This is a genomic window from Nocardioides lianchengensis (genome assembly GCF_900101465.1).
Taxonomy (GTDB): Bacteria; Actinomycetota; Actinomycetes; order Propionibacteriales; family Nocardioidaceae; genus Nocardioides; species Nocardioides lianchengensis.
Genome location: NZ_FMZM01000008.1, coordinates 167,579 through 183,639, shown reverse-complemented (window position 1 = coordinate 183,639; position 16,061 = coordinate 167,579). Strand labels below are relative to the sequence as shown.

General features: G+C 73.4%; 20 protein-coding genes. 7 read left to right on the top strand and 13 right to left on the bottom strand.

The features are described 5' to 3' along the window. Nucleotides 1-31: 31 nt before the first annotated feature. On the top strand, nucleotides 32-871 hold the full coding sequence (locus tag BLT76_RS15805; RefSeq protein WP_090858104.1) for an alpha/beta fold hydrolase: 840 nt from the start codon (nucleotides 32-34) through the stop codon (nucleotides 869-871). Here BLT76_RS15805 and glpX read toward each other — a convergent pair. Genes glpX through BLT76_RS15775 form a run of 6 tightly spaced genes read right to left on the bottom strand, consistent with a single transcriptional unit; the run spans nucleotide 836 to nucleotide 6,190 of the window. Next, nucleotides 836-1,852 carry a class II fructose-bisphosphatase gene (glpX, locus tag BLT76_RS15800; RefSeq protein ID WP_090858102.1) on the bottom strand — a complete coding sequence of 339 codons (1,017 nt, stop codon included), beginning with the start codon at nucleotides 1,850-1,852 and terminating at the stop codon, nucleotides 836-838. The genes BLT76_RS15805 and glpX overlap by 36 nt on opposite strands. 43 nt (nucleotides 1,853-1,895) lie before the next feature. Then, nucleotides 1,896-2,933: a sulfate/molybdate ABC transporter ATP-binding protein gene (locus tag BLT76_RS15795; RefSeq protein WP_090858098.1), complete on the bottom strand. Its 1,038-nt coding sequence runs from the start codon at nucleotides 2,931-2,933 to the stop codon at nucleotides 1,896-1,898. Further along, complete coding sequence (locus BLT76_RS15790) at nucleotides 2,930-3,718, bottom strand: ABC transporter permease (RefSeq protein WP_244509432.1); 789 nt, start codon at nucleotides 3,716-3,718, stop codon at nucleotides 2,930-2,932. The genes BLT76_RS15795 and BLT76_RS15790 overlap by 4 nt, the downstream gene beginning before the upstream one ends. A 5-nt stretch (nucleotides 3,719-3,723) precedes the next feature. After that, nucleotides 3,724-4,491, bottom strand: coding sequence for a molybdate ABC transporter substrate-binding protein (gene modA, locus BLT76_RS15785; protein ID WP_090858095.1), 768 nt, complete (start codon nucleotides 4,489-4,491; stop codon nucleotides 3,724-3,726). Beyond that, the gene (locus tag BLT76_RS15780) at nucleotides 4,491-4,886 is read right to left on the bottom strand and encodes a TOBE domain-containing protein (RefSeq protein WP_090858091.1); all 396 of its coding nucleotides are present in this window, start codon (nucleotides 4,884-4,886) and stop codon (nucleotides 4,491-4,493) included. Before BLT76_RS15780 ends, modA begins: the two co-directional genes overlap by 1 nt. A gap of 56 nt (nucleotides 4,887-4,942) precedes the next feature. After that, a complete protein-coding gene (locus BLT76_RS15775) occupies nucleotides 4,943-6,190 on the bottom strand; it encodes an SLC13 family permease (RefSeq protein WP_090858087.1) in 1,248 nt (415 codons plus the stop codon). A 34-nt stretch (nucleotides 6,191-6,224) separates the two neighbouring features. Between BLT76_RS15775 and BLT76_RS15770 the strand changes: the two genes are divergently transcribed. Further along, nucleotides 6,225-6,803, top strand: coding sequence for a DUF4245 family protein (locus BLT76_RS15770; protein ID WP_090858084.1), 579 nt, complete (start codon nucleotides 6,225-6,227; stop codon nucleotides 6,801-6,803). Here BLT76_RS15770 and BLT76_RS15765 read toward each other — a convergent pair. Together BLT76_RS15765 and xseA are read right to left on the bottom strand one after the other, a co-directional pair. Then, nucleotides 6,800-7,012, bottom strand: coding sequence for an exodeoxyribonuclease VII small subunit (locus BLT76_RS15765; RefSeq protein ID WP_090858082.1), 213 nt, complete (start codon nucleotides 7,010-7,012; stop codon nucleotides 6,800-6,802). The two genes, BLT76_RS15770 and BLT76_RS15765, sit on opposite strands and share 4 nt — an antisense overlap. Next, nucleotides 7,005-8,240 carry an exodeoxyribonuclease VII large subunit gene (gene xseA, locus BLT76_RS15760; protein WP_090858079.1) on the bottom strand — a complete coding sequence of 412 codons (1,236 nt, stop codon included), beginning with the start codon at nucleotides 8,238-8,240 and terminating at the stop codon, nucleotides 7,005-7,007. The genes BLT76_RS15765 and xseA overlap by 8 nt, the downstream gene beginning before the upstream one ends. Before the next feature lie 45 nt (nucleotides 8,241-8,285). Here xseA and BLT76_RS15755 point away from each other — a divergent pair, with 45 nt between their 5' ends. Both BLT76_RS15755 and BLT76_RS15750 read left to right on the top strand, forming a co-directional pair. Continuing rightward, the gene (locus BLT76_RS15755) at nucleotides 8,286-9,293 is read left to right on the top strand and encodes a 4-hydroxy-3-methylbut-2-enyl diphosphate reductase (protein WP_090858076.1); all 1,008 of its coding nucleotides are present in this window, start codon (nucleotides 8,286-8,288) and stop codon (nucleotides 9,291-9,293) included. Between the two features lie 3 nt (nucleotides 9,294-9,296). Then, nucleotides 9,297-9,920: an L-threonylcarbamoyladenylate synthase gene (locus tag BLT76_RS15750; protein ID WP_090858073.1), complete on the top strand. Its 624-nt coding sequence runs from the start codon at nucleotides 9,297-9,299 to the stop codon at nucleotides 9,918-9,920. Here the strand turns inward: BLT76_RS15750 and BLT76_RS15745 are convergent. The 4 genes from BLT76_RS15745 to BLT76_RS15730 form a co-directional block, all read right to left on the bottom strand. Next, the gene (locus BLT76_RS15745; protein WP_244509431.1) at nucleotides 9,877-10,344 is read right to left on the bottom strand and encodes a DUF6542 domain-containing protein; all 468 of its coding nucleotides are present in this window, start codon (nucleotides 10,342-10,344) and stop codon (nucleotides 9,877-9,879) included. The genes BLT76_RS15750 and BLT76_RS15745 overlap by 44 nt on opposite strands. Beyond that, the gene (locus BLT76_RS15740) at nucleotides 10,341-11,417 is read right to left on the bottom strand and encodes a DNA recombination protein RmuC (RefSeq protein WP_090858070.1); all 1,077 of its coding nucleotides are present in this window, start codon (nucleotides 11,415-11,417) and stop codon (nucleotides 10,341-10,343) included. The genes BLT76_RS15745 and BLT76_RS15740 overlap by 4 nt, the downstream gene beginning before the upstream one ends. Before the next feature lie 46 nt (nucleotides 11,418-11,463). After that, the gene (locus tag BLT76_RS15735) at nucleotides 11,464-11,766 is read right to left on the bottom strand and encodes a hypothetical protein (RefSeq protein ID WP_090858067.1); all 303 of its coding nucleotides are present in this window, start codon (nucleotides 11,764-11,766) and stop codon (nucleotides 11,464-11,466) included. Nucleotides 11,767-11,835: 69 nt separating this feature from the next. Next, nucleotides 11,836-12,627 carry an exodeoxyribonuclease III gene (locus BLT76_RS15730; protein WP_090858064.1) on the bottom strand — a complete coding sequence of 264 codons (792 nt, stop codon included), beginning with the start codon at nucleotides 12,625-12,627 and terminating at the stop codon, nucleotides 11,836-11,838. A 35-nt stretch (nucleotides 12,628-12,662) separates the two neighbouring features. Here BLT76_RS15730 and BLT76_RS15725 point away from each other — a divergent pair, with 35 nt between their 5' ends. Both BLT76_RS15725 and BLT76_RS15720 read left to right on the top strand, forming a co-directional pair. Next, nucleotides 12,663-13,406, top strand: a complete 744-nt coding sequence (locus BLT76_RS15725; protein ID WP_090858060.1) for a CDP-alcohol phosphatidyltransferase family protein — start codon at nucleotides 12,663-12,665, stop codon at nucleotides 13,404-13,406. Between the two features lie 222 nt (nucleotides 13,407-13,628). Continuing rightward, entirely contained in the window at nucleotides 13,629-14,090 is a 462-nt protein-coding gene (locus BLT76_RS15720) for a hypothetical protein (RefSeq protein WP_090858057.1), read from the top strand. Between the two features lie 13 nt (nucleotides 14,091-14,103). Here BLT76_RS15720 and BLT76_RS15715 read toward each other — a convergent pair whose 3' ends face one another. Further along, complete coding sequence (locus tag BLT76_RS15715; protein WP_090858054.1) at nucleotides 14,104-15,141, bottom strand: alpha/beta fold hydrolase; 1,038 nt, start codon at nucleotides 15,139-15,141, stop codon at nucleotides 14,104-14,106. A gap of 43 nt (nucleotides 15,142-15,184) precedes the next feature. Between BLT76_RS15715 and BLT76_RS15710 the strand changes: the two genes are divergently transcribed. Then, on the top strand, nucleotides 15,185-16,039 hold the full coding sequence (locus tag BLT76_RS15710; RefSeq protein WP_090858052.1) for an MOSC domain-containing protein: 855 nt from the start codon (nucleotides 15,185-15,187) through the stop codon (nucleotides 16,037-16,039). Nucleotides 16,040-16,061 lie beyond the last annotated feature (22 nt).

Here is a 16,061-nt window from a genome sequence, read left to right as displayed (position 1 = left end):
ATTTCGTGTGGCATCGCCGTAATCTGCTGGTGTGAGCCAGAACACCCTCGCCTCGTTCCTGCTCCCGGCGGGCTTCGCCCGACCCGGGGTCGGAGCGGTGCTGCGCGAGGCGAGCCTGGTCGGCGAGGCCGGTCGCCACGTCGTCCGGCGGGTCGGCGACCGACGGGTCCGCCACGCCACGCCGTACGGCGACCGCGCCCCGGAGCGGTTCGCCGACCCGGTGGTCCTGGTGCCGGGCTTCCTGGCCGGCGACCTGTCGCTGAGCCTGATGTCGACGGTGCTGCGCCAGCGCGGATTCCGCACCTACCGCTCGCACATCCGCGCCAATGTGGGCTGCACCCTCAACGCCGCGGCCCAGCTGGAGGCCCGGCTCGAGTCGATCGCGATGCGGCGCGGCAGCCGCGTGCAGGTCGTCGGGCACAGCCTCGGCGGGATGCTGGCCCGCGGGGTCGCCGTACGACGCCCGGACCTGGTGTCGGGCATCGTCACGATGGGCAGCCCGATGCTGGCGCCCGGCGCTCACCACCTGGCCCTCACCGCAAGCGTCGACGTCCTGGTCCGGCTGAGCCGGGCCGGGCTGCCCGGGCTGATGTCGGAGGAGTGCGTGGGCGGCGCCTGCGCGCGGCAGAGCTTCGACGAGAGTCGCGAGCCGCTGGCCGACGACGTCGCCTTCACCGCGATCTACAGCCGGCGCGACGGCATCGTCGACTGGCGGGCCTGCGTCGACCCGATCGCCGTCCCGGTCGAGGTGACCGCGAGCCACGTCGGCATGGCCGTGGACCCGCGGGTCGTCGACCAGGTCAGCGCCGCCCTGGCGACGCAGCTCACCCCGCTGTCAGCGGTCGAAGTCGATCGCGGAGTAAGCGCGTAGCTTCTGCAGGCGGTGCTCGGAGGTGATCGAGCGGATCGTGCCGCTGCGCGAGCGCATCACCAGCGAGTGCGTGGTGGCCCCGCCGCCGGCGTAGCGCACGCCGCGCATGAGGTCGCCGTCGGTGATGCCGGTGGCCACGAAGAAGCAGTCGTCGCCGGTGACCAGCTCGTCGGTGGTGAGCACGAAGTCGGGGTCGAGGTTGTGGCCGGCGTCCAGCGCCTTCTGCCGCTCCTCGCCGTCGGTCGGCCACAGCTGGCCCTGGATCACGCCGCCCATCGCCTTCATCGCGCAGGCGGTGATGATCGCCTCGGGGGTGCCGCCGATGCCGAGCAGCAGGTCGACACCACTGTCGGGCCGGGCCGCCGAGATGGCACCCGCGACGTCGCCGTCGACGATGAACTTGATCCGGGCACCGGTGGCCCGGATCTCGTCGGCGAGCTGCTGGTGGCGGGGCCGGTCGAGGAGCACCACGGTGACGTCCTCGGGCTTGCCGCCCTTGGCCTTGGCGACCTGGTGGATGTTCTCGGCGACCGGGAGGCGGATGTCGACGACGTCTGCCGCCTCGGGGCCGGTGGCGAGCTTGTCCATGTAGAACACCGCGGACGGGTCGTACATCGAGCCGCGCGGGGCCACCGCGAGCACCGCGACGGCGTTGCTCATGCCCTTCGCGGTCAGGGTGGTGCCGTCGATCGGGTCGACCGCGACGTCGCACTCGGGCCCGGTGCCGTCGCCGACCTCCTCGCCGTTGTAGAGCATGGGCGCGTTGTCCTTCTCGCCCTCGCCGATGACCACGGTGCCGCGCATGCCGATGGTCGAGATCATCACCCGCATCGCGTTGACCGCGACGCCGTCGGCGCCGTTCTTGTCGCCCTTGCCGACCCAGCGACCGGCGGCCATGGCCGCGGCCTCGGTGACGCGGACGAGCTCGAGGGCGAGGTTGCGGTCGGGGGACTCGGGGGCGACGCTCAGGCTCTCCGTCATGGGCCGAACCCTATCGGTGATCCGGGGTCGGCAGTTCCCCCGCTCAGGTGCGGTAGACCGCGACCTCGCTGGCCTTCACGCTGAACGTGACCCAGGTCCCCGGAGCGAGGTCGAGCTCGGCGGCGGCGTACGTCGTGACGTCGGCCGCGAGGTCGCCCGCCCGGACCCGGACCTGGTCGCCGAGCGGCTCCAGATCGGTGACCTCGACCGCGAACGCGTTGCGCGGGCTGCCACCGGGCGGCTCGCGGTAGACCGCCACGGCGGCGGGCCGGAAGACGGCCACGACCGGGTCGCCCGGCTCCGGCTCCGGGCCGGTCACCAGGCCGTGGACGAGGGAGCCGTCGGCGGTCCGGACGCCGCCGTCCCAACGGCCGCGGAGCATGTCGAGGCCGGCGATCCGGGCGGCGAAGGCGCTGCGCGGCCGGGCCAGCACCTCGGCGGCCGGTCCCTCCTCGGCGACCCGGCCGTCCTCCAGGACGACCACCCGGTCGGCCAGCAGCAGGGCGTCGAGCGCGTCGTGGGTGACCACGACGACCGAGCGGTCGGCGAGCACCCGGCGCAGGGTCTGCCGCAGGGCCGGGGCCACGGCGACGTCGAGTGCGGCCATCGGCTCGTCGAGCAGCAGCAGCCGCGGGTCGGCGGCCAGCGCCCGGGCGACGGCGACCCGCTGACCCTGGCCGCCCGAGAGCCGGGCGGGGGAGCGGTCCGCGAGGTCCCCGGCCCCGACCTCGGCGAGCCAGTGCCGGGCCGTTTCGCGCGACACGGCCCGGCGGGCACCCGCGCTGCGTGGGCCGAAGGCCACGTTGTCGAGCACGCTGAGGTGGGGGAAGAGCAGCGGCTCCTGGGCGAGCAGGGCGACCCGGCGGTCGTGGGGCGCGACCCAGGCCCGGTCGCCGCTGAGCTCGCGGTCGTCGAGGTGGACGGCGCCGGAGTCGGGGCGCAGCAGCCCGGCGACCAGGTCGAGGGTCGTGGACTTGCCGGCGCCGTTGGGTCCGAGCAGCGCGACCGTCTCCCCGTCGGCGACGTCGAGGGCGACGTCGTACCCGCGGTCGGCGACGGTGGCGTGCAGGTGCAGGGTCATCCCGTGCGCCCCGGGCGGGCGAAGCCGATGACGACGACGGCGACCACGACCAGCAGCAGGGACATGGCCACGGCGGCGTCGGGGTCGGTGACGCGGAGCTGGTAGATGTAGAGCGGCAGGGTCCGGGTGGTCCCCTCGAGGCTGCCGGCGAAGGTGATCGTGGCGCCGAATTCGCCCAGCGACCGGGCGAAGGCCAGCGTCGCGCCCGACACCAGCCCGGGCAGGACCAGCGGCAGGGTGACCCGCCGGAACACCGTGGTCGGCGAGGCGCCGAGCGAGGCCGCGACCACCTCGTAGCGCTGCCCGGCGCTGCGCAGCGCCCCCTCCAGGCTGACGACCAGGAACGGCAGCGACACGAAGGTCTGGGCCAGCACGACCGCGATCGTCGAGAAGGCGACCTGGACGCCCAGGGCGTCGAGCTCGGCACCGAGCAGGCCCTTGCGGCCGAAGGTGTAGAGCAGTGCGATGCCGCCGACGACCGGCGGCAGGACCATCGGCAGCAGCACCAGCGAGCGCAGCACGCCCTGACCCGGGAACGACGTCCGGGCCAGCACGACCGCCATCGGCACGCCGAGCAGCACGCAGAGCGCCGTACTGACGGCGGAGGTGCGCAGGCTCAGCCCGAGCGCCGTGCGGGCGGACTCGGTGGTGACCAGGTCCACGAACCTCGACCAGTCGACCCGGCTGAGCATGCCGGCCAGCGGCAGCAGGACCAGGACAGCGCCGAGCAGTGCGGGCAGGTAGATCCAGGCGGGGACCCCGACCTGGCGCTGCTGGGTGGTCACAGGGGCTAAGGCTGCCCGAAGCCAGCGTCCTGGAGGACCGACTGGCCGGTCGCGCCGAGCACGAAGTCGACGAACTCCTGCGCCAGGTCGGCCTCGTCGCTGTCGGCGACCGGGGCGATCGGGTAGGTGTTGACCACGTCGGCCGACTCCGGGAACTCGATGCCCTCGACGTCGTCGCCAGCGGCGGCCACGTCGGTGACGTAGACCAGGCCGGCGTCGGCCTCGCCCGACGCGACCTTGGCCAAGACGTCGGTCACGGCCTGCTCCTCGCTCACCGGCGAGAAGGTGACCCCGGCCGCCTCGGCGACCTTCTGCGCGGCCGCGCCGCACGGCACCTCCGGCGCGCAGAGGACCAGGTTGAGGTCGCCGGTGAGGTCCTGCAGCGACTTGACGCCCGCCGGGTTGCCCGGGGGTACGGCGATCTCCAGCACGTTGGTGGCGAAGTCCTGCGGCTCGGCGCCGGTCAGGTCGGCCGCGACCAGGTCGTCCATGTTCTTCGTGGCGGCGGAGGCGAAGACGTCGGCCTCGGCACCCTCCGTGATCTGGGTGACCAGGTCGGACGAGCCGCCGAAGCTGAGCTCCACCTCGACGCCGTCGTGCTCGGCCTCGAAGTCCTCGGCGATCTGCTCGAAGGTGGCGGTGAGCGAGGCGGCGGCGTACACGGTCAGGGTGGTGATCCCGCTGCCGTCGTCGCTCGCGGTGCTCTCGTCGTCACCCCCGCAGGCCGTGAGCGGCAGCAGCAGGGCGAGGGCAGGCAGCAGGGCACGCTTCATCAGGGACGCTCCACGACGACGTTGGTGGACTTGACGGACGCGATCGCGCGTACGCCGGGGGCCAGGCCGAGCTCCTCGGCGGCCTCGGTGCTCATCAGGGAGACCATCCGGTAGGGCCCGCAGATCAGGTCGACCTGCGCCATCACGGTGTCCTTGGTGACCTTGGTGACGATGCCGGCCAGGCGGTTCCGGGCGCTGACGGCCGCGGCTCGGGTGGCGTCCCGGTCCGGGTGGTCGGCGAGGGACTCGGCCAAGGCTGCGAGGTCGGTGCCGACGATGACCGTGCGGCCGTCCTCGGTGGTCGAGGCCACCCGGCCGGCCTCGGTCCAGCGCCGCAGGGTGTCGTCGCTGACGCCGAGCAGCTCGGCGGCCTCCGCGATCCGGTACGTCGTCACGCGGCCATCATGCCGCAGATACGGCTCTTCTGCTCGATTGGTGCCGCAGATGCGGATCAGTAGGTCCAGCTCAGCATCGCGACGGCGACCAGCAGCGAGACCGGGGTCAGCGCCAGGCTCACCCGGTGCAGGTCGCGCAGCCCGGGGGCGGCGCCGGTGCGGGCCAGGGTGCGCCGCCACAGCAGGTTGGCCAGCGAGCCCGAGTAGGTCAGGCCGGAGCCGATGTTCAGCCCGAGCAGCGCGGCCAGCACGGCCTCCGGGCCCAGGGGCGCCACCAGCGGCACCACCAGCAGGGTCGCGCTCAGGTTGGTGAGCAGGTTGGCCAGCACGGTGGCGAGCACGGCGACGGCGAGCAGCCCCGCGAAGCCGGTCCCGCCCGGCAGCAGGTCGGCGACCACGTCGCCCACGACCCCGTCGGCGACCCCGGCCACGACGACGCCGAGGCCGAGCACGAACACGGCGAACGACGGGTGCGCGGCCGAGGCGGTCGCCCGCACGCCGATCAGGCCGCGACGGCCGGCCCAGGCCACCAGCACCGCCGCGGCCACCGTCGAGACCCAGCCCGGCTCGACACCGAGCGGCGAGAGCAGGCCGAAGGCGGCCAGCATCAGCCCGACCACGACCAGCGGCACCGGCTCCACGGCGGGCCGCTCGGGGACGTCGGGCGTCGTCGGCCCGGCCAGCTCGCGCCGGAAGAGCAGCCGCAGCCCGACGTACTCCACCACCAGGACGGCGGCCAGCACCGGTGCCATCGCCACCGCGAACTCGTGGAACGACAGGTCTAGGTCGGGGAGGGCGAGCAGGTTGGTGAGGTTGGAGACCGGCAGCAGCAGCGAGGCCGAGTTCGCCATCCGCAGGCAGGCGTGGGCGACCGGGCGGGTCGACGTCCCGAGAGCCGCGGCCGCCGCGACCGCGACGGGGGCGAGGAGCACCACCGTGGCGTCCAGGCTCAGCACCGTCGTGACCAGGGCGGCCAGCACGAACGTCCCGGCCAGGAGGCGGACCGGCCGGTCGCCCGCCGTACGGCGCACGGCGTACGCCGCCGCGGCGAAGACGCCGGCCCGCGCGCAGACCTCGGCCACCACGAGGATCGTCACGAGGAACAGCACCACCGGGGCGAGGTGCTCCACGGCGTCCCACGCGTCCCCGAGCGGTACGGCGCCCGCCGCGAGCACGACCGCGGCCGCGAGCACCGCGACGGCCGTCTCGACGCGGGCGCGCGGGTGTCGGTAGGCCGTGGTCAGCAGGGCGGCGAGGGCGACGAGCGGCACGACCTGCTGCAGCAGGTCGACGGAGGGCGGCACGCGCGCAACCTACGGCACCTGTGAGGATGGGGCCGTGAGCGAGTCAGGGCAGCCGGCCGAGAAGCCGGGCCGCTACCAGCGGACCACCGGCGGCCTGATCGGGTCGATGATCGTGGCAGTGGTGGCGGTCCTGGGGGTCGTCATCTTCCGCGAGGTCTTCCGCGACACCCCCGAGGCCGACCTCCAGCCGGTCGACTACCTCCCGGCCGTCGCGGCCCTCCAGGACAGCGGCCGCCAGGTCGCCTACCCGCCGACGCTGCCCGAGGGCTGGAAGGTGACCAGCGTGGTCGTCGACCGCGGCCCGCGCCCGGGCTGGGGTCTCGGGATCCTCACTGACGACGGCAGGTACGTCGGGCTGCGCCAGCAGGACGAGTCCGTCGACGACCTGGTCGCCGACCTGGTCGACGAGGACGCCACCGAGGACGGGCCGGCCACGGTGGAGAGTGCCCTCGGCTCCGAGTGGGACACCTTCTCCGACGAGGGCGGGGACCACGGCTTCGCCACCGAGGTCGTCTCCGGACAGGGTGAGGAGAACCTGCTCGTCTACGGCTCCGCGCCGGTCGCGGACCAGGAGACGCTGATCGGGCTGCTGACGCTCGACCCGGTCTCCTAGCCCTCGTCCTTCTCAATCGCGTCGTCGAGGCGCTGGCGGGCGCCGTCGAGCCACTCCTGGCACCAGGTGGCGAGCTTCTCGCCGCGCTCCCACAGGGCCAGCGACTCCTCGAGCGTGGTGCCGCCGGCCTCCAGGCGACGGACCACGTCGACGAGCTCCTCGCGGGCGTCCTCGTAGGAGGGCTTCTGCTCGGTCTGCTTCTCAGGCACCGGGGTCCTCCAGCTGCTCGGTGGTCGTGGTCGTGGCGTGCACCCGGCCGTCGGCGACCCGGACGCTGACCGCGTCGCCCGCGGTCACGTCGGCGACGGAGGTCAGGACGTGGCCGTCGCCGTTCTGCAGGACGGCGTACCCGCGCTGGAGGGTGGCCAGCGGGGAGAGGGCGCGGGCGCGGGCGCGCTGGTGACCGACGTCGTCGGCGGCCCGGTCGAGCGCGTGGCCGAGGGTGCGCCGGGCCCGGTCGCGGAGCGCGTGCACCTCGTCGAGCCGGACGTCGAGGAGGTGGCGGGGATCGGCCAGGGCGGGGCGGGAGCGGAGCGCGTCGAGACCGGCCTGCTCGCGGTCGAGCATCCGGCGCAGCCCGGCGCGCACCTGGTCGCGGGCCCAGGTGACCCCGCGGACCTCCTCCAGGACGTCGGGCACGACGAGCTTGGCCGCGTCGGTCGGCGTCGAGGCACGCACGTCGGCGACCAGGTCGAGCAGCGGGCTGTCGGGCTCGTGGCCGATGGCCGAGACCACGGGAGTGCGGGTGCGGGCGACGGCGCGGACCAGGGCCTCGTCCGAGAAGGGCAGCAGGTCCTCGACCGAGCCGCCGCCGCGCGCGACGACGATCACCTCGACGTCGGGGTGGCGGTCGAGCCGCTCCAGGGCCTCCATCACCTCGCTGGCCGACCGGGGACCCTGCATCGCGGCGTACGCGACCTCGAAGCGGACGGCGGGCCAGCGGCGGCGGGTGTTCTCCAGGACGTCGCGCTCGGCCGCGCTGTTGGGGGCCGTGACCAGGCCGACGCAGCCCGGGAGGAACGGCAGCGGTCGCTTCAGCTCGGCGGCGAACAGGCCCTCGGCGGCCAGCAGCTGGCGGCGCCGCTCCAGCTGGGCCAGCAGCTCACCGAGGCCGACCATCCGGATCTCGCGGGCGTAGAGCGACATCGTGCCGCGGTTGGCGTAGTAGGACGGTTTCGCGTGCACCAGGACGCTCGCGCCCTCGACCAGCGGCGGGTTGAGGCCGTCGAAGTAGGTGCGCGAGCAGGTCACCGGGACCGAGATGTCGGCGACGGTGTCGCGCAGGGTGAGGAAGACCGTGCCGACGCCGGGACGGCGGTTGACCTGGGCCACCTGGCCCTCGACCCACACCGCACCGAGCCGGTCGACCCAGCCGGCGATCGCGTTGGCGATCTGCCGGACCGGGGCCGGTGCCTGCGGCGAGGTCTCCAGGGCCATGCGGGGAGATTAGGGGATGCCAGGGACACACCTAGACTGGGCGCCATGACGACCGACATGGGCATGCCGCCGATCCTGTCGCCGGAGGACGCCGAGAAGGCGGTCCTGCTGGCGGCACCGCGCGGCTACTGCGCCGGTGTCGACCGCGCCGTCGTGACCGTGGAGCAGGCGCTGGAGCTCTACGGCTCGCCGGTCTACGTCCGCAAGCAGATCGTGCACAACAAGCACGTCGTCGCCGACCTCGAGTCGCGCGGTGCGATCTTCGTGGAGGAGATCGCCGAGGTGCCGGCCGGCCAGACCGTGGTGTTCTCCGCCCACGGCGTCTCGCCGGAGGTGCACCGCCAGGCCGCCGAGCGCGAGCTGAAGACCATCGACGCGACCTGCCCGCTGGTGACCAAGGTCCACCACGAGGCGCGGCGCTTCGCCGACGACGACTACGACATCCTGCTGATCGGGCACGCCGGTCACGAGGAGGTCGAGGGCACCGCGGGCGAGGCCCCGGACCACATCCAGCTCGTCGAGAGCCCGGCCGACGTCCCGAACATCGTGGTGCGCGACCCCTCGCGGGTCGCCTGGCTCTCGCAGACCACGCTGTCGGTCGACGAGACCCTCGAGACGGTCGCGGCGATCCGGGCGCGCTTCCCCGAGCTGCTCGACCCGCCGAGCGACGACATCTGCTACGCCACCCAGAACCGCCAGCTGGCAGTCAAGGAGATCTCCCCGGGCGCCGACCTGGTGATCGTGGTCGGCTCGGGCAACTCGTCGAACTCGGTGCGGCTGGTCGAGGTCGCCCTGGAGGCGGGGGCGAAGGCGTCGTACCGGGTGGACGACGCGAGCGAGATCGACGAGGCCTGGCTGGACGGCGTCCGCAGCGTCAGCGTCACCTCGGGCGCGAGCGTCCCCGAGGCGCTGGTCGACGGCGTGCTGGCGTTCCTGGCCGAGCGGGGCTTCCCGGACGCGAAGGCCGTGCACAGCGCCGAGGAGTCGCTCATCTTCTCGCTGCCCAAGGAGCTGCGCCGCGATCTGAAGGCCGCTGCCGCGGCGCGGGCCTGAGCCGTGGCCCGCTACGTCGACATCCACCCGGACAACCCGCAGCCGCGGCTGCTGGGGCAGGTCGTGGACGCCCTGCGTGACGACCAGCTGATCGCCTACCCGACCGACTCCGGCTACGCGCTCGGTTCGCGGCTCGGCAACCGGGACGGGCGCGACCGGATCCTGAAGATCCGCGGGCTCGACGACCGCCACCACTTCACGCTGGTGTGCAAGGACTTCTCGCAGCTGGGTCAGCTGGTGCACGTCGACAACGCGGCGTTCCGGGCGATCCGGGCCAGCACGCCCGGGCCCTACACCTTCATCCTGCCGGGCACCCCCGAGGTGCCGCGCCGGCTGCTGCACCCGAAGAAGAAGACCGTCGGCGTGCGGATCCCCGACCACACGGTCGTGCAGGCCCTGCTGGACCTGCTGGGGGAGCCGCTGCTGAGCAGCACGCTGATCCTGCCGGGCGAGACCGAGCCGCGTACGTCGGGCTGGGACGTCAAGGAGGAGCTCGACCACCAGGTGGACCTGGTCGTCGAGGCGGGGGACACCCCGGCGGAGCCGACCACCGTCGTGGACTGGTCGGACGGCGCGCCGGAGGTCACCCGGCGTGGTGCTGGGGATCCGGAGCGGTTCGAGGCCTGACGTCCGCGGCGGGCGCGGCCGGCCGGGGCTCCGCCGGCACGAACCGCTGACGCACGGCCAGACAGGCCAGGCACAGGCCGTAGCCGAGGACGAGGGCCACCGAGTGGCTCGACAGGCCGGAGATCACAGCCTGGACGACGCTGTCGTCGGGGTGGGCGACCGCCTCCGGGCGGGTGGCCGCGAGCAGCAGGAACACCGACACCATCACCAGCGGCGGCAGCACACCGACGGTGAAGAAGTCGCGCGGGCGCACCCGCAGGGCCAGGCCGATGGAAAGGGCGACGAATGCGATGTCGAACAGCACGCTGACCCGCCCGGTGAGGAGCAGGTCGAGCGCGACGACGGTCAGGGCGGCGGCGAGTCCGAGCGCGACCATCTGCCGACCGGGCTCGTGGCCCTGCTCCCAGAGGGTCCTGCCGCTCACCGCGCCTCCTTCTCCCAGCCCACGTTAGGGGTGGGGGCGGTCTCGTCGGGGGCGGCGCGCCGGTCGACGGCCCGCAGCTCGACGGCCCGCGGGGTGGGCAGCGGCTCGTCGGTGACCGCCAGGTCGCTGAACCGGCGAGCGGCGACCAGCACCCGCGACTCCAGTGAGCCGACCGCCGAGTTGTAGTGGCCGACCGCGGCGTTGAGCGAGCGGCCCACCAGGTCGAGGTGTCCGCCGAGGGTCCCGAGCCGCCCGTGCAGGTCGCGGCCCAGGCGGTGGATCTCGCGGGCCTGGTCGGCGAGGGCCTCGTGGGTCCAGCCGTGGGCGACCGTGCGCAGCAGCGCGATGAGGGTGGTCGGCGTGGCGAGCACGACCTGGCGCGCCGCGGCGTACTCGATCAGGGACCCGTCGGTCTCGAGCGCCGCGGCCAGGAACGACTCGGCCGGCACGAAGAGCACCACGAACTCGGGCGTCTCGGGCAGCGCGCGCCAGTAGGCCTTGGCCCCGAGCTGGTCGACGTGGGTGCGGAGCTGTCGGACGTGGCGCGCGAGGTGGGCCGGGCGCTCGTCGTCGTCGGCGGAGGTGGCGTCGAGGTAGGCGTCGAGCGGGACCTTCGCGTCCACGACCACGCTGCGGCCGCCGACCAGCCGGACGACGAGGTCGGGGCGGAGCGCACCGTCGTCCAGCCGGACCTGCTCGGAGAAGTCGCACCGGTCGACCAGCCCGGCCAGCTCCACGGCGCGGCGGAGGTGGAGCTCGCCCCAGCGGCCCCGCACCTGGGGCTTGCGCAGGGCGGTGCTCAGCGCGTGGGTCTCGCGGCGCAGCGTCTCGGTCGAGAGCCGCATGTCGGCCACCTGCTGGTGCAGCTGGCCCTGCCAGATCGAGCGCTGGTGGTCGAGGTCGGCCAGCTGGTCGCTCAACCGGTCGAGGCCCAGCATCACCTCCGCCTGGTCGACCATGCCCTGGCCGACGGCCTGCACGTGCTGGGGGCGCGAGCGCGCCCACAGGACGCCGACGAGCGCGCCCAGGGCGAGCCCGACCAGCAGGGTGAGGAGGGCGGTGAGGGTCTCCATGGAGCCAGCATGGCGGGGGCCACCGACAGTGCCGGTGACACCGGACTCAGCGCGAGCGCCGGAAGGCGTCGATCAGCCAGGCGGCGGCCACCAGCGCGACGCCACCGACCGCCCAGAGCAGGCCCTCGACGACCGCGACGCCGCACTCACCCGTGGAGGCCGCCCCCCGGCACTGCGTCACCTCGAAGTGAGCGGTCCCGGTCAGGAATCCGACAAGCGCGAGGACGACCAGCGCGGCGAGCCAGAGGGTCGTGCGGAACCAGGGCGGGAGCGGGTCACGCGTGGTCGGGAGCAGGAGGAGGGCGACGAACGCCAGGGTGACCAGCAGCGGGAGCGACCAGACGAGCATGCCGCCATCCTGGATCCCCGCGGGTCCGCGCCGCCTGAGCAGGCGGACTCAGGGCCACGGACGCCGTGATCAGTCCGCCAGGTCGACGACGACGGGCGCGTGGTCCGACGGCGGGCCGGAGAACTGCGCGGGGTCGCGCTCCTCGGTGTCGATGAAGGCGCCGGTCACGCGGCTGGCGAAGGAGGCAGAGCCGAGGACGAAGTCGATGCGCAGGCCGCGGTTGCGCTCGAAGCGCTGCCGGTAGTAGTCCCAGTAGGTGTAGACGTCCGGGCCGGGGGTGTGCGGGCGGACGACGTCGACGTACCCGTCGTCGAGGAAGCGCTGGAAGGCCGCGCGCTCGGGCGGGGTGACGTGGGTCGACTTCGCGAACTGCTTCACGTCGAAGACGTCCTCGTCGGTCGGGGCGATGTTCCAGTCGCCCACCAGCGCGGTGGGGCCGTCGGTCCAGGCCTGCGCGGCGTCGCGCAGCCGGGCCAGCCAGTCGAGCTTGTAGACGTAGTGCGGGTCGTCGGGCTTGCGGCCGTTGGGCACGTAGAGCGACCACACCCGTACGCCGCCGCAGGTCGCCCCGATCGCGCGCGCCTCCGGGGCCAGCGGCTCGCCGTACCCGGGCATGTCGGCGAAGCCGACCTCGACGTCCTCCAGGCCGACCCGGCTGATGATCGCGACGCCGTTCCACTGGCTGACGCCGGCCGCCGCGACCTCGTAGCCCAGGGACTGCAGGCCCATCAGCGGGAGCTGGTCCTCGCGGGCCTTGGTCTCCTGCAGGGCCAGGACGTCGACGTCGTGACGTTGCAGGAACGCCTCGACACGGTCGATGCGGGAGCGGAGGGAGTTGACGTTCCAGGTGGCCAGTCGCACGGGCTCACCCTAGTAAGCCCGTAGGGTTGCGCCACATGGAGAGGTTCGCCGCGTGGTCCGTCCACGCCTACACCGCCGTCGGCTCCGTGCTGGCGCTGCTGATGGTGCACTTCTCCTACGAGGGCGAGGTCGAGACCGTCCTGTGGCTGTTCCTGGTCGCGATGGTCGTCGACGGCACCGACGGCTTCCTGGCCCGGCACTTCCGGGTCAAGGAGGTGGTGCCCCAGATCGACGGGGCGCTGCTCGACAACATCGTCGACTACCTCACCTACGCGTTCGCGCCGATGGTGCTGCTGTGGGCCAACGGCTACCTGCCGGACGGCGCCGCCGGCGGGGTGGTCGCGGCGATCCCGCTGCTGGCCTCCTGCTACCAGTTCTGCCGCAGCGACGCGAAGACCGAGGACCACTTCTTCCTGGGCTTCCCGTCGTACTGGAACGTGGTGGCCTTCTACGTCATCGTCTTCGGGATCGGCACCGGGGCGACCGTGGTGCTGCTGATGGCCTTCGCGGTGCTGGTCTTCGTGCCGGTGAAGTACGTCTACCCCTCGCGCACGGCCGACCTCTGGTACCTCAACATGACCCTCGCGACCCTCTGGCTGGTCGCGTTCGGCGTCATCACCGCCCAGCTGCCGGACGCCCCCGACTGGCTCTCGGTCGCCTCGCTCGCGTACGTCGCCTACTACGTCGCGGTGAGCCTGTGGCTCACCTTCCGCGCGCGGCCCTCGGCCGGCCGGACGGCCGCGGTCCCGGTGGAGCCCGAGCCCGACCCCGCTGCCTGAGAGATCTCTTCAAACCCGGATCCTTCCGCTCTCCGACCGGGCGTGGTCGGCCGCACGTCGGCTACCGGGCGTGCGACAGAAGCACGACATCTGAAGAAACGGAGCAAGAGGATGACCCGCACACGGGCCACTCGCCGGATCACCAGTGCAGTCGCTGCTACCGCCCTGATGGGGGTGGGACTGGTCAGTACCGCAGGAGTCGCGTCCGCTGCCGACTGCTCGATGGCGCAGGACGGGCAGACCACGATCTGGAGCATCACGGGCATCACGTCCGGGACCGCGCCGACCGGTCTGGAGAGCAACTGGGTGGAGGGATCCGGGTCGATCAACTACTCGGAGAGCGCGACGGCGAGCACCACCGCCACCGTCTCCGCCTCGGTCTCGGCCGAGGCCGGGGTGATCTTCGCCCAGGCCAGCGCCACCGCAGGCGTCTCGCTCGCCCAGCAGTGGGGGGCGACGAAGACCTGGTCGTACACCCTGAACACACCGGGCGCCGCCGGGGTCCAGTACCAGATGTACCAGACCCAGGAGACGCGCTCGTTCACCGCGAGCAAGCTGCGCTACCAGCTGCAGTCGAACGGCCGGTGCGGCTACAGCCCCACCGGGACGTCGGGCACGGTGTCGAACGCGCCGGTCAACAGCGAGTCGACGCTGGTCTGGAAGCTGCGCGAGCGGCCCGCCTGACCGACCGCTCGTCCTACGTCGCCCCGGGTGCCTCGCGCCCGGGGCGACGTACGTCGTCGTCGGGTCGCGTGAGCTCGGCCAGGTCGCGCAGGAGGTCGTCCCGCTCCTGGCCCAGCCAGTGACGCTGCCGCGCGGCGAACCGGCGGACCTGCAGGTCGAGGACGGCGGTCGCGGCGATCTCCGTCAGCCCGCGCTCGCGGACCAGACGCTCCGACGCCTCCCGGACGTCCGCCGACCCGAGGACCAGGTCGAGGACCGTGTGGGCGTCGTCGACCGCCTCCACCAGCGGACCGATGATGTCGAGCCGTTCGCGGACATGGGAGGCGGCCTCGCCGGGGTCGGGCTCGCCCGGAGGTCGCCCCACCTCCGGCGCGACGAGCGCCCACCAGTGCTCGGGGTGGGTGTGCCAGAAGTCGTGACCGACGCCGGTCACGACCAGCGGTCGCTCGCTCATCAGCGAGGCCAGCTGGGCGACGGGCCAGGACGGGCGGATGTCGAGCTCGGCGACCACGAAGCGGGGCGGCTCGTCGATCCGTCGGAGCCGCTCGAAGAGGTCCGGCTCGCGGATCCAGCGCCGCCAGTCGTCGAGGAGGGCGCGGTGGACGGCCTCGTCGTACGGGAGGCCGAGGTCGGGCTCGGTGTCCCGCGCTGCCTCGTACGCCGCGTGCCAGCTGCGGTCGTCCTGCAGGCCGGTGCCGCAGACGGAGACCAGCCGGGCGACCGAGTGAGGATGCTCGGCGGCGTAGGCGAGACCGAGATCCGCTCCCGAGGAGTGGCCCGCCACGACGTTCCAGCACTCCAGTCCGAGGGAGCGGCGCAGCGCCTCGAGATCCTCGATCGCCCGCTCAAGGCCGTGCGGCCCGCCTGCGCTGGCGCCGACGCCGCGGGGGTCGGGGGAGATGACCCGGGCCGGGAACCCGTCGGGCGGCGCCGGGAGGTAGTTGACCATCCCCGGACCGCCGGACAGCTGGAGCACGGCCCGGTCGCCTGCGCCCTCGACGCGCGTGGACAGGGCGACGCCGTCGAAGGCGCGGAAGTGGTGGGTGGTCATGGCGGAAGGCTGCCAGGTCCAGGCCGGCCACTAGCCTTCTCCCGTGCCGCACCTGTCCTCGATCCACCGGTTCCCGGTGAAGTCCTGCCGCGGCGAGTCCGTGGCGTCCGCGCTCGTCGAGCCCTGGGGGCTGGCGGGGGACCGGCGCTGGATGGTCGTGGACGAGATCGGGGCCGCGATCACCGCGCGCGAGGTCAACCGGATGCTGCTGGTCCACCCGGAGATCACCGACGACGGGCTCGTCGTGACCGCGCCCGAGCTGCCGCGGCTCGTCGTACCGACGCCCGATCCGGCGAGCCAGGTCCCGGTGGGGCTGTGGAGCTCGCTGCTGACCGCGGCCCCGGCGGGGGAGGAGGCCGACCGCTGGTTCACCGCGGCCCTGGGGCGTACGGCGCGCCTCGTGCACCTCGACGATCCGACGCGGCGACCCACCAGCCCGATGTTCAGTGAGCCCGGCGACCGGGTGTCGTTCGCCGACGGCTACCCGCTCCTCGTCGCGACTGAGGCGTCGCTGGCGGCGCTCAACGACGCCGTCGTGGAGCGGTCGGAGGGCGCGCACGAGCCGCTGCCGATGACCCGCTTCCGGCCCAATGTCGTCGTGTCCGGCACCGAGGCGTGGGCCGAGGACGACTGGCGGCGGGTGCGCATCGGCGACGCCGTCTTCCGCGCGGTCAAGGGCTGCGCGCGCTGCGTGATCACCACCATCGACCCCGACACCGCCGACCGGGAGAAGGAGCCGACGGCGTCGCTGGCGCGGATCCGGCGGTGGGACGGCGCCGTGTGGTTCGGCGTCAACCTGGTGCCCGACGTCGCGGGCGTGACCATCCGGGTGGGCGACGAGGTCGAGGTGCTCGAGGCGGTCCCGCCGGGGGACGGCCCCATCCGGCCGGTGCGCTGATTCCTGGGTGCTCGCCGTACGC